The sequence below is a fragment of the uncultured Tateyamaria sp. genome (assembly GCF_947497045.1).
In the GTDB taxonomy this organism is placed as follows: Bacteria; Pseudomonadota; Alphaproteobacteria; order Rhodobacterales; family Rhodobacteraceae; genus Tateyamaria.
Map to the genome: position 1 here is coordinate 388,609 of NZ_CANMEU010000004.1, position 12,969 is coordinate 401,577.

Genomic DNA, 12,969 nt, shown 5'->3' on the forward strand with positions numbered 1-12,969 from the left:
CTCTAGATTTGTTGGTAATAACGACATAATGTCGCCTAAATCGGTGACTACATCGTTAACACACCTCTGGTAAGGAGGGTCGAGGTCTCCCACATAATGAGGGGGACGCAGCAGCACACGGCGGAGCACCGGGATGCTTGAGTTCGAAAACGTATCGAAGTCCTTTTGGACAGGCACACAGCGCAAGGTGATCCTTGACCGTGTGTCTTTCCGAGTGGAATTGGGTCAGTCCTTTGGGGTCTTGGCCCCGAACGGGACAGGCAAGACGACGCTGATCAACATGATGGCGGGCCTTGAAAAACCGGACGAAGGGGAAATTCGGCGCACCTGCAACGTGTCCTTTCCGCTTGGGTTCATGGGCGGGGTCGTGGCCAAGGTGTCGGCCATGGAAAATGCGCGCTACATCGCGCGGCTCTATACGCTTGATCCGGACTATGTCGAAAGTTTCTGCCGCTGGCTGTGCAACCTGGGCGAATATTTTGACCAGCCCATCGGGACTTACTCGTCCGGCATGCGGGCGCGGTTTTCGTTCGCGCTGATGCTTGCGCTCGACTTTGATATCTATCTGATCGACGAAGGGATGCCCGCCTCCACCGACGTTGAATTCAACCGCAAAGCGGGCGAAGTGTTGCAGGAACGGCTGCGCACGACCACCATCATCATCGTGTCGCATCAGGCCGCGACGCTCGAAAAATTCGCACGCTCTGCGGCGGTCCTGCTGGACGGCAAACTGCACATGTTCGACACACTCGAAGAAGCGAAACGGCTCTATGACTACGAAACCCAAGGCTAGAAAATTTCGCATAAAACGGACGCCTCCGGCGTTGGGTTCAGGGCAGGCACGCCGCCCCGAAGCTGTGGAACCGTCCGAGCAAGACGGCGCGCAACCTGCCTCCTCCACATCGCGGCGTGCAGTGCCCGTGCCCCCAAGCGCAGGTCAGGGGGATGTTGCCACCCCCCGTCAGGTCGACAGCGAGAACTCGATTGACGCCATCCGTCAGGAAGGGTTGACCGGGCGCCAGTTGCGCATGGCCCGCCGGGTCGCCCAACGGCACAACCTTGCACCGACCTCGGACTTTGATGCGGTGCGGTTGCTGCGCGCCCAGGGGATCGATCCGTTCCAACGCTCCAACATGCTGGAACTTGTGGTGCCACAGGCCGGTGCCGAACCCCACGAAGGTGGCGCACCCGACGCGTTTGCGGGTCTGGCCGCCGCGCCCGGCGGTGCCGGGGCCGGATCAAGAGACGCCGGCGAAAAGGTCCAATTGCCACAAACCGTCCCGGTCAGGCGACAGCAGTTGCCTTCGACCGAGATCAGCCCCGCGGATCGGCGCGCGACCGAAATTCAGAACATGCAGATGGATATCCGGCGCAGGCGACGCAAAAAGATGGGTCTGCTGCTGGTCCGGCTTGCGTTCTTTGTGATGCTGCCGACCTTCTTTGCAGGGTACTATTTCTATGTGATCGCGACGCCCATGTACGCCACGAAATCCGAGTTTCTGATCATCCAGAACGAAGGGTCAGGCGGCACGGGGCCCTTGGGTGGCCTGTTGCCGACACAGTTCGCAACCAATTCTGACAGTATCGCGGTGCAGGGCTTCTTGCAGTCCAAGGACGCAATGTTGCGCCTGGATCGTGACGTGGGCTTCAAATCCCATTTCATACAGGACTGGATCGACCCGATCCAACGCCTCAGCCCCGATCCGACGAACGAAGAAGCCTACAAGACATTCAAAAAGAACATCAAAATCGGATATGACCCGACCGAGGGCATGATCCGCATGGAAGTCGCCGCTGCCGATCCCGAAGTCGCTGCGGACTTTTCGCGGCAGTTGATTTCCTATGCCGAAGAGCGGGTCAACAATCTCAGCCAGCAAAAGCGCGAAGACCAGATGAAGGACGCGCGCGAAGGGTTTGAGCGCGCGGACGAGGAACGGCGCAGCGCGCAGGAGGCGCTGGTGAGGTTACAGATCGACGGCTCCACCCTTGATCCTGAAAACGTCATCGCCAGCTATCGCACTCAGATCTCGAATATCGAAACCCAGATCATCGAGAAAGAGATCGAACTGGCGAGCCTTTTGAACAACGCACGCCCCAATCAAAGCCGGGTCGACGGGGCACGTGGGACACTCGACATCCTCAACACCCAGTTGGACATCCTGAACGACAAGATGACGGATGTGAGCAAGGGTGAAAATTCGCTGGCTGAACTGGCCGCACGGATTCAGATTGCCCAAGCCGACCTGGCGGCGCGCGATATGATGATGCAATCCGCGTTGCAACAGATGGAACAGGCCCGTGTCGAGGCCACGCGTCAGGTCCGCTATCTGACGGTCGCGGTCGAACCCATTGCCAGCCAGGAACCCTCTTTCCCCCGCTCGTTCGAAAACACGATCTTGGCATTCCTTGTCTTTGCAGGCATCTATCTGATGATCTCGATCACCGCGTCGATCCTCAGAGAACAGGTCACCAGCTAGTATGAAACACATCTCAATCGGCAACCTTGTGGTTGGCAATGATCAGCCTCTCACAGTGATTGCGGGGCCGTGCCAACTGGAATCTGCCGATCATGCCCAGATGATCGCAGGCACCATGAAAGAGGCGTGTGCGGCTGCCGGGGCGCAGTATATTTTCAAGGCCTCCTTTGACAAGGCCAACCGCACGTCAGCGGACGCATCGCGCGGGCTGGGTATGGACAAGGGCCTCGCCGTGTTGGCCGATCTGCGCAAGACGATAGGCGTGCCCGTACTGACCGACATCCACAAGGAAAGCCAATGCGCCCCCGCCGCCGCCGCGGTCGATGTGCTGCAAATCCCGGCCTACCTGTGTCGCCAAACCGATCTGCTGATCGCCGCCGGAGAGTCCGGTGCCGCAATCAACGTGAAAAAGGGCCAGTTCCTGGCACCCTGGGATATGGCCAACGTGGCTGCCAAAATCGCAAGTACGGGCAATGACAAGATCATGCTGACCGAACGCGGCGCATCCTTTGGTTACAACACCCTCGTGACGGACATGCGCAGCCTACCGCAGATGGCGCAAACCGGATACCCCGTGATCATGGACGCCACCCATTCAGTGCAGCAACCGGGGGGATTGGGCGGATCATCGGGCGGGCAGCGCGAGTTGGCCCCCGTCATGGCACGCGCCGCGGCGGCTATCGGGGTTGCAGGTATCTTTATGGAAACGCATCAGGATCCTGACACCGCCCCCTGCGACGGGCCCAACATGATCTATCTGCGCGACATGCCTGTGCTGATCGAGATGCTGATGCAGCTTGATGCGCTCGCAAAGGCCCATCCGATCACATTGTGAATGGCCCCGACATGATGAAACCCGCACCCACCGTGACGCAGAACACGTGGGCGTTTCTGCGCGACCCGATGATCGCGCCGACGGGGTTTCGCGAATATGATGCCCGCTGGAAATACCCCGACGATATCAACCTGCCCGGTATCACCGCTCTTGGTCTGGGTCTTGGGACCCAGATATATCGGCGCGGGATCAAGCCTGAAATCGCAGTGGGCAACGATTATCGCGACTATTCGCTGTCGATCAAGAACGCGCTGATGTTGGGGCTGATGCAGGCCGGTATTCAGGTGCGTGACATCGGCCCGGCCCTGTCGCCCATGGCCTATTTCAGCCAGTTTCACCTTGATGCACCTGCGGTGGCCATGGTCACCGCCAGCCACAATCCAAATGGTTGGACAGGCGTCAAAATGGGCTTTGAACGGCCCCTCACCCACGGCCCCGACGAGATGCGCGAATTGCGCGATATCGTGTTGAACGGTGAGGGTGTTGCGCGCGCGGGCGGCGGCTATGAGTTTGTTCCGGGGGTACGGGAGGCGTATCTGGACGACCTCGTGGGCGATTTCAAAATGACGCGCAAGCTGAAGGTTGTGTGCGCCACGGGCAACGGTACCGCGTCCGCTTTCGCGCCGGATCTGTTTCGCCGACTTGGGGTGGAGGTGGTCGATAGCCACAACAGCCTCGACTACACCTTCCCCCACTACAACCCGAACCCCGAAGCACTGGAAATGCTGCACGACATGGCGGATGCCGTGCAGACGTCTGGTGCGGATTTCGCGCTTGGGTTTGACGGCGACGGGGACCGCTGCGGCGTGGTCGATGATGAGGGCGAAGAGATTTTCGCAGACAAGGTCGGGGTCATTCTGGCCCGCGATCTGGCCAGACTGCACCCCAACGCCACCTTTGTGGCTGACGTGAAATCGACAGGGCTGTTTGTATCAGACCCCGAGTTGCAAAAACACGGGGCCAGGGCGGATTTCTGGAAAACCGGGCACAGCCACATGAAACGGCGGGTTAAGGAGCTTGGCGCGCTGGCGGGGTTTGAAAAGTCGGGGCACTACTTTCTGGCCGAACCCATCGGGCGCGGATATGATTGCGGCATGCGGGTGGCTGTCGAAATCTGCAAGTTGATGGATCGAAACCCGGATATGCAAATGTCCGATCTGCGCAAGGCCCTGCCCACGACCTACGCCACCCCGACCATGTCACCCTATTGCCCAGATATTAAGAAATACGAGGCACTCGAACGCATCGTTGGCAGATTGGTTGCAATGCGCGACGCCGGCGAACAGATCGCAGGCCAGACCATCAAAGAGATCGTGACCGTCAACGGCGCGCGCGTGATCCTGAACAACGGAGGCTGGGGGCTGGTGCGCGCCTCGTCCAACACGCCCAATCTGGTGGTGGTGTGTGAAAGCCCGGAGTCCGAGGCCGAGATGCGTGCGATCTTTGCCGATATTGACGCGGTGATACGCACCGAGCCGTCGGTCGGCGACTACGACCAGACCATCTGAAGACGCAGGCGGGCGGCACGCCCGCCTTACGCCACTCGGCTTGTAGGATAAGGCGGGCGTGTCGCCCGCCTCCAACTCAGTTGATCGGTGAAATCAGCGCGGGGTTAATCACCAGATTGCGCACCCCATGTGCGTGATCTTCTTTGAAAATATTATCCGCCAGCCATGTTTCGACGCTGGTGATCGACACCTTCAGAACTTCGGGACGCACGCTCCAGGTCACCTGAAAAGGCGACCCGACGCTGTTATAACTCGGTCCTGTTGTCGAGCCGCTGTATTCAATCGGTTTGCCTGTGTCGGTTGGCCGTCCCGAAGCCTGATACAGCCCATCGACCTCTTCGACCGCATTGAAGGCGACGAAATCCGCCGCCTCTGTGTCATTGACCAGTACGAACACCTGCGCCTCGACCCGCAATTGGGGGTTGCCGATGGAGTCGTCCAGACAAGCCCCAAGCGTCGGACCGGGCGTCACTTGCGCTGTGGTGTGCACGTAATGCACCTCGATTGTGTCGCCGGGGGCAAGGTTGCCGTATGTACCGGTTCCCACATCGCGCCCGAGCGGCGCAAGTTCGGCCTCGCTCAACTCCCCATCATAGCGAAAGCCGGTGTTGATCCCCTTGCCGTTGCCATTGCCCGCATATGTCGTGAATTCGCCGCCCTTATGTTCCGCATTCTTGTGGAAATGAATGTTGCACAGGTTCATCAGCCCGGCCGCGGGGGCCGCACCAAAAACACGTGCATTTGCACCCTCAACCGTGCCCAGATCGCGCGGGGCTTGTGGCCCGAACCCTTCGCCGTCCGTGCTTTGCGCCAACGCGGCACGCTGAGCGGCGATCACATCGTCACCAACCTGGGCGCCGTCTTTCGCGAGGGTCGCGCCCGTGCCGAATGTGGTGATGGCAAGTGCGTAAAAAAATGGTTTGGTCAGCATCATGTGGTTCTCTTTCTCTTAAACTACCCGTCGCACATCACCCGAAGGCCGCGCACCAGAACAAATTGCGCATCGTCCCAAGCCTGGAACGTGGCGCGTTCTTGCAGGTAAAGGCAGGTGCAAACCGATCCGATACCACTTTCGGCAGAAAACCATCCGGCAAGGCACCCCGTCAACCTGATCAGACATCAAGGTTTTGAGATCACATCAATCGGGCTGGACCGGGATGGGGTGTCTTTTTCCTGTACGCCGCGGTCAGTCAAACAGGCTGCGCAGGCTCTTTTTCAACTCGCCTTCCAACTTGTCCTTGGCCGCCTCTTCCAGATCCTGCCCTTGATCTGCAACACCCAATTCTTCGGTCACCTTTTCACGTACAGCCGCCTTCGCCTTGGCCTGCGCCCTGGCCTTTTCCTCTTCGATCTTCTTGTCGAGGTTCAGATCGATAGCCGCATCCAGATCGGGGCGGATAGAGGGGCTGGCCCACGGCCCACGAATGCGCACCGGGATGGCAATGCCGTTGCCTTCGTTGGCGCGCAACGCCACGGGGGTAAACGTATAATCAATGGTTTGCGCACCAAGGCCCACCCGCCCTTCGCCACGCGCTTCGTAATTCTTGAGCTTGAGCAGCAGATCGCGATTATCCATCACGCCCGCATTCATCGTCCATGTCGCAGTCAGGCTGTCAAAGACGGTTGTGCCACCCCCGGTCTGACCCGACCGCATCAGGCGATCCAGATCGATGCCCAGAATGGTGCCTTTGCCAAACTTGACCTGCCCGTCCCCGGATAGGGATTTCACAATCGCATCCACGCTTTGCCCCACGCCCAAGAACGAAACGCTGGCATTGGCCGTGCCAGTCAGCCGCTCGACCTCGGCTGCATCGCGCAGGAAAGACTGGATGTCGATCGAACTCGCATCCAATTGCCCACCCACCGACAATCCCGATCGGTTGTTCATCACGAACTGACCCGTGACATTACCGCCGTAAGCCACCACATCGCGCAACTCGAACACCATCCGCGAACGATCGTTGCGCAATAATGTCCGCGTCGGGCCCAGCTTGAACTGGCCCAGATCAATAGACGATGCGCTGAGCGCGATTTCCCCGTTAAAGGCGGCCAATCCGCTCGCATCAATCCGGTCTTTTGGCCAGCCACTGTCTGCGTCCGCATCACCAGAAGAGGACGAAGACGAGGACCCGCCCGCTCCGACGCTGCCGCCAGACGAGGTAGAACCCCCGGTCGCACCGCGCAGATCAAGCGCCCCCGCGCTCAGTTGTGCGTTGATCTGGGGTGTGTCGTTCAGGTTGATGTCCGCCGCCCCGTTCAGCGCATTGCCCCCCAGATCCACACGCAGGTCCCGCAACGCAAGCCGCCGATCCGAGGTCAGCGTCATATCCGTCGACATGTCAACCGACTGCCCCAATTTGGCCGGCAGCCCCGGTTGCGGCAGATCAAGGGCGGCAAAAAACGCATCCGTGTCGGGCATCGCCAGTGCGAGTTGGCCTGCCACATCTCCGGCCGTGCTCGCCCGTCCTTTGAGGGTGGCCGTGCCGCCCCCCGCGTTCACCGTCACCTCGATCGGTTGAACCTGCCCATCGATAAAGCCCGCAAACCCACCGACCAAGGCGCGCACGTCCACCTCACTGCCTGCGGGGCGCAAGGTCATTGCAATCTCGGCCGCACCCAGACGTTCAGGCCAGTCCAGTGTCAGGTCGACCCCCGCATATGACACGAGGTCAGCCCCCTCCGCATCATAGATCAAGGTGGCGTCCGTAACCTCAAGGCGTTGAATTGAAACGGTTTGCGATGTGCTGGCCTCGGCCATGTCAGCGGGGGCTGTGGCCTCGACCGGGGCCTCTGCCTCGATCTGGGTCGTGTCACCTGCGGTGGTGAATGCCCAGCTTGCACGCCCATCCGCGCGGCTTTCAAGGCGAATGGTAGGACGCGTCGCTTCGATATTGGTGATCAGAATGTTGCCAGAGATCAACGCCATCGCGTCCACTCCGATGGCAACATTTTCGGCCCACAACATGGGCCCGATATCCGACCATTCAGGGTTGGCGACCTCAAGTTGCCCCGCTTTCACGCCCAACACAGGCCACACCGTGATCGACACGTCGCCGGTGATAGTGACATCGCGCCCCGTTGCGTTGCGGATCTGGTCGGTGGCCAGCTTTGCAATCCGTTCGGCAGGCAGGAACAGGACCGACACGCCCGCCACAAGGACCAGCACGATCACAAACCCAATCAGGCGAACAATCCATCTCATAACCACTGCTCCGTTCTTGCGACGTATTGAAATCAGCTTAACGCAGCATCCCAATCAACCCCAACCCTTTTCGCGCAGGGTTTCATCGCCTATGAGGCACCTTATGAGCACCAACCCACCAGACCTTCGCCCCGACCTTGCCCCCAAGGCCCAGCTGAAACGCAATGACCGCCCCGGCCAGCCGACCATCGGAATGGTCAGCCTGGGCTGTCCCAAGGCGCTTGTGGACAGCGAACGCATCCTCACCCGACTGCGCGCCGAAGGGTATGGGATTTCGCCCGACTATAGCGGGGCAGATGCGGTGATCGTGAACACCTGCGGATTCCTCGACAGTGCCAAGGCCGAAAGTCTTGAAGCGATTGGCGAGGCGCTGACAGAAAACGGGCGGGTCATCGTGACAGGATGCCTTGGTGCTGAACCGGACTATATCACCGGGGCCCACCCCAAAGTCCTCGCCGTGACCGGGCCACACCAATACGAACAGGTGCTCGATGCGGTGCATGCCGCCGTGCCCCCCGACCCCAACCCTTTTGTCGATCTGCTGCCTGCGCGCGGAATCAGCCTGACACCGCGCCATTTCAGCTATCTGAAAATCTCCGAAGGCTGCAATCACAAGTGCAAGTTCTGCATCATTCCCGACATGCGCGGACGGCTGCAATCGCGCCCCGCCCACGCGGTGATGCGCGAGGCCGAAAAACTGGTTGAGGCGGGCGTGCGCGAACTGCTGGTGATCTCGCAGGATACCTCGGCATATGGCATTGACATCAAACATGCGACAGATCGCGACCACCGTGCCCATATCACCGATCTGGCCCGTGATCTGGGATCGCTTGGGGCGTGGGTGCGGCTGCACTACGTCTATCCCTACCCGCATGTGCGCCAGTTGATCCCGCTGATGGCGGACGGGCTGGTGCTGCCCTATCTCGATATCCCGTTCCAGCATGCGCACCCGGATGTGCTCAAACGCATGGCGCGGCCCGCTGCAGCGGCCAAAACGCTGGACGAGATCGCCGCCTGGCGCGATATCTGCCCGGAGCTTACCCTACGCTCGACCTTTATCGTGGGCTATCCCGGTGAGACGGAGGCGGAATTTCAGACCCTGCTCGACTGGATGGACGAGGCGCAACTCGACCGGGTGGGCTGCTTTCAATACGAAAACGTGGACGGGGCGCGCTCAAACGCGCTGCCAGATCACGTCGCCCCGGAGGTCAAACAAGAGCGGTGGGAACGGTTCATGGAGAAAGCCGCCGCCATTTCCGAAGCCAAACTGGCGGCCAAAGTCGGCCAAACCTGTCAGGTGATCGTGGACGAGGTCGACGGCGAGGCCGCAACCTGCCGCACCAAAGCCGACGCGCCCGAAATCGACGGCAACCTGTTCATCGACGAAGGGTTCGAAGCACTTAACCCCGGTGACATCGCGACGGTCCAAGTGGACGAAGCGGGCGACTACGACCTATGGGGCCGACTGGTGTGATGGCGTAAGGCGGAGGCGCCCTCCGCCACCCATCAATCCTTTGATATTAATATATTTTCAGGGACACGCCAACCAAACCCTTGCAAACACGCACCTCGTGTTCTATATTTGTTCTCCCGCAAGAGAACGGAGCACGCATATGTCCTACCACTCGTATCAGCCCGGCCTTTTCGACCCTGCCCAAGGGGCGCTGCCCATCGACGTGCCCGACACAACGCCCGCCACGGAAAAACAGATCGCTTTCGCACACAGTCTGGCGGCCAAAACGGGGACCAAACTGCCCACCCATCTGTTGCGTAACAAGACGGGGCTGTCGGTGTGGATCGATCAGACGAAAGCGGCGGTGCCCACCTCGCGGTTCTCCAATTATCCAAGCGCGAAACAGGTGCAGTTTGCCGAACGGATTGCCCGTCTCAAACGCCGTGACATTCCAGCGGAGTGTTTCAAGGACAAGGTGATGATGTCGCGCTGGATCGACGGGAACAAACCCCGCTGAGGTGCGGCGGTTTGCCTCCTGTGGACGAGGCCACATACCGCTATCTTTCGCACATGACCGATGAAACCCGCGTTCTTTACAATGCCGACTGCCCCGTATGCAGTTTCGAGATTGACCACTATGCCAAGTATAGTGACGAAACCGGGCTGCCCATCGCGTTCGAGGATCTCAACACCGAGGACACCACAGCCTGGGGCATGACACCGGACGAAGCTGCACGACGCCTATACGTGCGCAAAGGTGGGCAAACCTATTCAGGCATCCCGGCCTTTATCGTGCTTTGGCGGGATATGCCGCGATATCGCTGGCTGGCCTGGCTGGTGTCATTGCCGGGGGCGCATTGGGCGGCCACAAAGCTCTACGATCACATGGCCGCACCGCTGATCTATCGCTGGCATCTGCGTCGACAGGCTCGCGCAACGTCACCAGCCCCCTCGCGCGAATGAGACTGGACGCGGCGGGCCTGCCCCGGCACGCTTGAGATCATGGCATATCCCTATTCCACGCGTGAAACGCTGGCGGATGCCGGCGTGCATCTGATCAGCCTCGCGGCCGCCATTGGCGCAGGCGTGCTGCTGATCCTGTATGTCAGTCAGACGCATGGCGTGCCGCAGATTGCGGCCACCAGCATCTATGCGACCTTTCTGATTTTCTCGTTGCTGGCCTCGACGGCCTATCACCTGCTGCCTTGGGATTGCAGTCGCCCGGTCTTTCACCGGATCGATCATGCCGCAATTTACCTCAAAATCGCGGGGACCTACACGCCTCTGGTGGTGTTGATCGGGTCGGCCTTTGCCTACGCGGTGCTGGCCGGGGTGTGGTTGGTGGCGCTGTTCGGGGCGCTGGCCAAGCTCAGCTTTTGGGCCACGGACGCCCGCGGCTCGCTGGCCCTTTACCTCGCGATGGGATGGGCGAGCGTGCTGCTGATCTGGCCAATGTGGCAGGCGCTGCCTGCATCCGCCGTCGCGTTGATCGCAGCGGGCGGGCTGCTTTACACCGTGGGAACCGCATTTTTTGCACGCGACGGTCTGCGGTTTCAGAACGCGATCTGGCACAGTTTCGTGCTGGCCGCATCGGCCTGTTTCTTTGGTGCGGTGTCTTTGGGCGTCTCAGCCTAGACGCTTGGCGATGTCGCTCAATGCGTGCGCATTGCGGCAGTAATGCGGTGCCGCAGACACGGTACCGATCTGGGCATCAAGCCATGTTTCACACATCACTGTCCGGGTACATCCCACACAGCGCAGCACCATATCCGGCAACTCAGACGGGGCAACAGCCCCGCGCAAAGTCGCCTCTTCGAGGTCGAGTCCGCGCGCAGTGGCCATACGATCAACAAGAGTGGCGTGGCGTTTCAGCAAAAGCGAGGTCATCAGATCATCCTTGTGCAGTTGCATCGGTATGGCCCGACGGTGGCGCAGATCCCGCCTACGCGCCTTGACGCAGATCAAATCGCGTCCAGATAGGCTCGCACACAGGTCTGCACGTGACGAAACCGGTCTCCGCCCAGATGTTTGCCGCCATACCACCGAGTGACCACGATCAAGTGGTCTTGCACGGCGTCCCGCTCGAGCATCCGCAAGATGACCATGCCCGCCCCGCTTTCGCCGTCATCCCCCTTGATCGGCCCTCCATCGCGCAACCACGCACCCCAAGTATTGTGGGTCGCCTTTGCATAGGCGCGGTCCGCCTTGAGCATCTTGAGGGCGGCATCAATCCCGGCCCGATCCGTCACAGGACAGCCCGACACCGCATATTTCGACCCTTTGTCGGTCAATATATGGCCAAGCCGCCTCAAGGTCGGGAATCCCCCACCCGACAGCTACGGATTGGCGTGATAGGCAAAGGGTATTGAGATTTAAGACCGCATTTTTGCATCGGATTTTTCCAATGAATTTTTTTACAACCATGCCGCCGCACGTCTTTGAAGCTGTAGGAGTCGTGGGATTTGCACTTTACGTGATGAATTACGGGTTTTTGACCTTCCACTGGCTCAGCAGTCACAGCCGGATGTATTTTGCGATCAACATCGTGGCCGCCTTATGTGTTCTGAGCGGGCTGGCCGTCAGCTTCAATCTGGCATCAGCACTGATACAGATTTTCTGGGTGGTGATGTCGAGCGTGGGGCTGATGCTGCGGTTGCGGCGCAGCCCCACGATGTTCTAAAGGCCCGCCGCCGTGCGCCGCACCGTCTCGATCCGTTGGGCGTTGGGCGGGTGCGTGCCAAGGAACCGGTCGCCGGGATCCGGAATTCGGTTAAAGAACTGCGCACCCGCGATCGGATCGAACCCCGCGCGGGACGTAATGATGGTGCCAAGGGCGTCGGCCTCAAGCTCGAAATCCTTGGAGTAGCTGCGCGCGCCCACCTGCGCACCGATACGTTGTGCAGACTCCACAGCCCCCTGATCACCACCGGTCAAGGTGGCAAGCCCGGCAAAGATGACAGCGCCCGCAGCGGCGTTCTGTTTCTGGCGGGCGATGTGCCCCTCAACATGGTGTGCGGCCTCGTGACCCAGAACGAAGGCGATCTCATCCGCGTTGCGCGCCTCGTTCAGCAGGGCAAGGGTAAACACGATGATGGGACGGTTGTTATCATCCAGCGTTTGAAAGGCGTTGGGCGGCTGGTTCGGGCGATCATCGACCAGAATACGAAAATCGCAGTTCACATTGCTGGTGCGGCGGCGACATTCCTGCTCGGCCACGGGCTCGACCCGGGCCACCACGGCCGAAAACGCACGCGCCGTCTGGTTGCCCGTACGCAACTCATCCTGCACGTTTTGGACCTGCAACGGAGGCCCGGAGGGTGCCGACGTCGTCGTGACCTCATCACAGGCGGCGGCAAAGATCAGCAGCGTCAGCGCGGCCATCAAGCGGGTCATGTGCGGTTCCTTATCACTATCAACAATGACTAACTTACCACGGACATAATCGGCTGCCAGCCCTGATCAAGCGCTTGTGGCCCTCTTTGCAACGCTCTGCC

Annotated in this window: 14 protein-coding genes; 9 read left to right on the forward strand and 5 right to left on the reverse strand. The window is 60.1% G+C overall.

All coding sequences use genetic code 11. The annotated features are described in order from the left end of the window. The first annotated feature begins 133 nt into the window (after positions 1–133). The 4 genes from Q0859_RS11425 to Q0859_RS11440 are packed head-to-tail and all read left to right on the forward strand — an operon-like array spanning position 134 to position 4,820. Complete coding sequence (locus tag Q0859_RS11425; RefSeq protein ID WP_299151209.1) at positions 134–793, forward strand: ATP-binding cassette domain-containing protein; 660 nt, start codon at positions 134–136, stop codon at positions 791–793. Beyond that, positions 771–2,477: a capsule biosynthesis protein gene (locus Q0859_RS11430; protein WP_299151210.1), complete on the forward strand. Its 1,707-nt coding sequence runs from the start codon at positions 771–773 to the stop codon at positions 2,475–2,477. The genes Q0859_RS11425 and Q0859_RS11430 overlap by 23 nt, the downstream gene beginning before the upstream one ends. Before the next feature lies 1 nt (position 2,478). Then, positions 2,479–3,312, forward strand: a complete 834-nt coding sequence (gene kdsA, locus Q0859_RS11435; protein WP_299151212.1) for a 3-deoxy-8-phosphooctulonate synthase — start codon at positions 2,479–2,481, stop codon at positions 3,310–3,312. A gap of 11 nt (positions 3,313–3,323) precedes the next feature. Continuing rightward, a complete protein-coding gene (locus tag Q0859_RS11440) occupies positions 3,324–4,820 on the forward strand; it encodes a phosphomannomutase/phosphoglucomutase (RefSeq protein WP_299151215.1) in 1,497 nt (498 codons plus the stop codon). Positions 4,821–4,896: 76 nt separating this feature from the next. Here the strand turns inward: Q0859_RS11440 and Q0859_RS11445 are convergent, their stop codons facing one another. Both Q0859_RS11445 and Q0859_RS11450 read right to left on the reverse strand, forming a co-directional pair. Continuing rightward, entirely contained in the window at positions 4,897–5,754 is an 858-nt protein-coding gene (locus Q0859_RS11445; RefSeq protein ID WP_299151219.1) for a delta-class carbonic anhydrase, read from the reverse strand. 252 nt (positions 5,755–6,006) lie between these two features. Then, a complete protein-coding gene (locus Q0859_RS11450; RefSeq protein ID WP_299151226.1) occupies positions 6,007–8,022 on the reverse strand; it encodes an AsmA family protein in 2,016 nt (671 codons plus the stop codon). 103 nt (positions 8,023–8,125) lie between these two features. Here Q0859_RS11450 and rimO point away from each other — a divergent pair, with 103 nt between their 5' ends. The 4 genes from rimO to Q0859_RS11470 all read left to right on the forward strand — a co-directional run bounded on the left by rimO (position 8,126) and on the right by Q0859_RS11470 (position 11,110). Then, the gene (rimO, locus tag Q0859_RS11455) at positions 8,126–9,496 is read left to right on the forward strand and encodes a 30S ribosomal protein S12 methylthiotransferase RimO (protein WP_299151231.1); all 1,371 of its coding nucleotides are present in this window, start codon (positions 8,126–8,128) and stop codon (positions 9,494–9,496) included. Positions 9,497–9,635: 139 nt separating this feature from the next. After that, the gene (locus tag Q0859_RS11460; RefSeq protein ID WP_299151238.1) at positions 9,636–9,992 is read left to right on the forward strand and encodes a hypothetical protein; all 357 of its coding nucleotides are present in this window, start codon (positions 9,636–9,638) and stop codon (positions 9,990–9,992) included. A 53-nt stretch (positions 9,993–10,045) separates the two neighbouring features. Continuing rightward, positions 10,046–10,438 carry a thiol-disulfide oxidoreductase DCC family protein gene (locus Q0859_RS11465; RefSeq protein ID WP_299151242.1) on the forward strand — a complete coding sequence of 131 codons (393 nt, stop codon included), beginning with the start codon at positions 10,046–10,048 and terminating at the stop codon, positions 10,436–10,438. Positions 10,439–10,477: 39 nt separating this feature from the next. Beyond that, positions 10,478–11,110, forward strand: coding sequence for a hemolysin III family protein (locus Q0859_RS11470; RefSeq protein WP_299151253.1), 633 nt, complete (start codon positions 10,478–10,480; stop codon positions 11,108–11,110). Here the strand turns inward: Q0859_RS11470 and Q0859_RS11475 are convergent. Then, positions 11,102–11,386, reverse strand: coding sequence for a DUF6455 family protein (locus tag Q0859_RS11475; RefSeq protein ID WP_299151257.1), 285 nt, complete (start codon positions 11,384–11,386; stop codon positions 11,102–11,104). The two genes, Q0859_RS11470 and Q0859_RS11475, sit on opposite strands and share 9 nt — an antisense overlap. 50 nt (positions 11,387–11,436) lie before the next feature. Beyond that, on the reverse strand, positions 11,437–11,787 hold the full coding sequence (locus Q0859_RS11480; protein ID WP_299151259.1) for a YigZ family protein: 351 nt from the start codon (positions 11,785–11,787) through the stop codon (positions 11,437–11,439). Positions 11,788–11,879: 92 nt separating this feature from the next. On the opposite strand from Q0859_RS11480, the gene Q0859_RS11485 reads away from it, so the two are divergent. Continuing rightward, positions 11,880–12,155, forward strand: coding sequence for a hypothetical protein (locus Q0859_RS11485; protein ID WP_299151261.1), 276 nt, complete (start codon positions 11,880–11,882; stop codon positions 12,153–12,155). Here Q0859_RS11485 and Q0859_RS11490 read toward each other — a convergent pair. After that, positions 12,152–12,868: a M48 family metallopeptidase gene (locus Q0859_RS11490; protein WP_299151264.1), complete on the reverse strand. Its 717-nt coding sequence runs from the start codon at positions 12,866–12,868 to the stop codon at positions 12,152–12,154. The genes Q0859_RS11485 and Q0859_RS11490 overlap by 4 nt on opposite strands. Positions 12,869–12,969 lie beyond the last annotated feature (101 nt).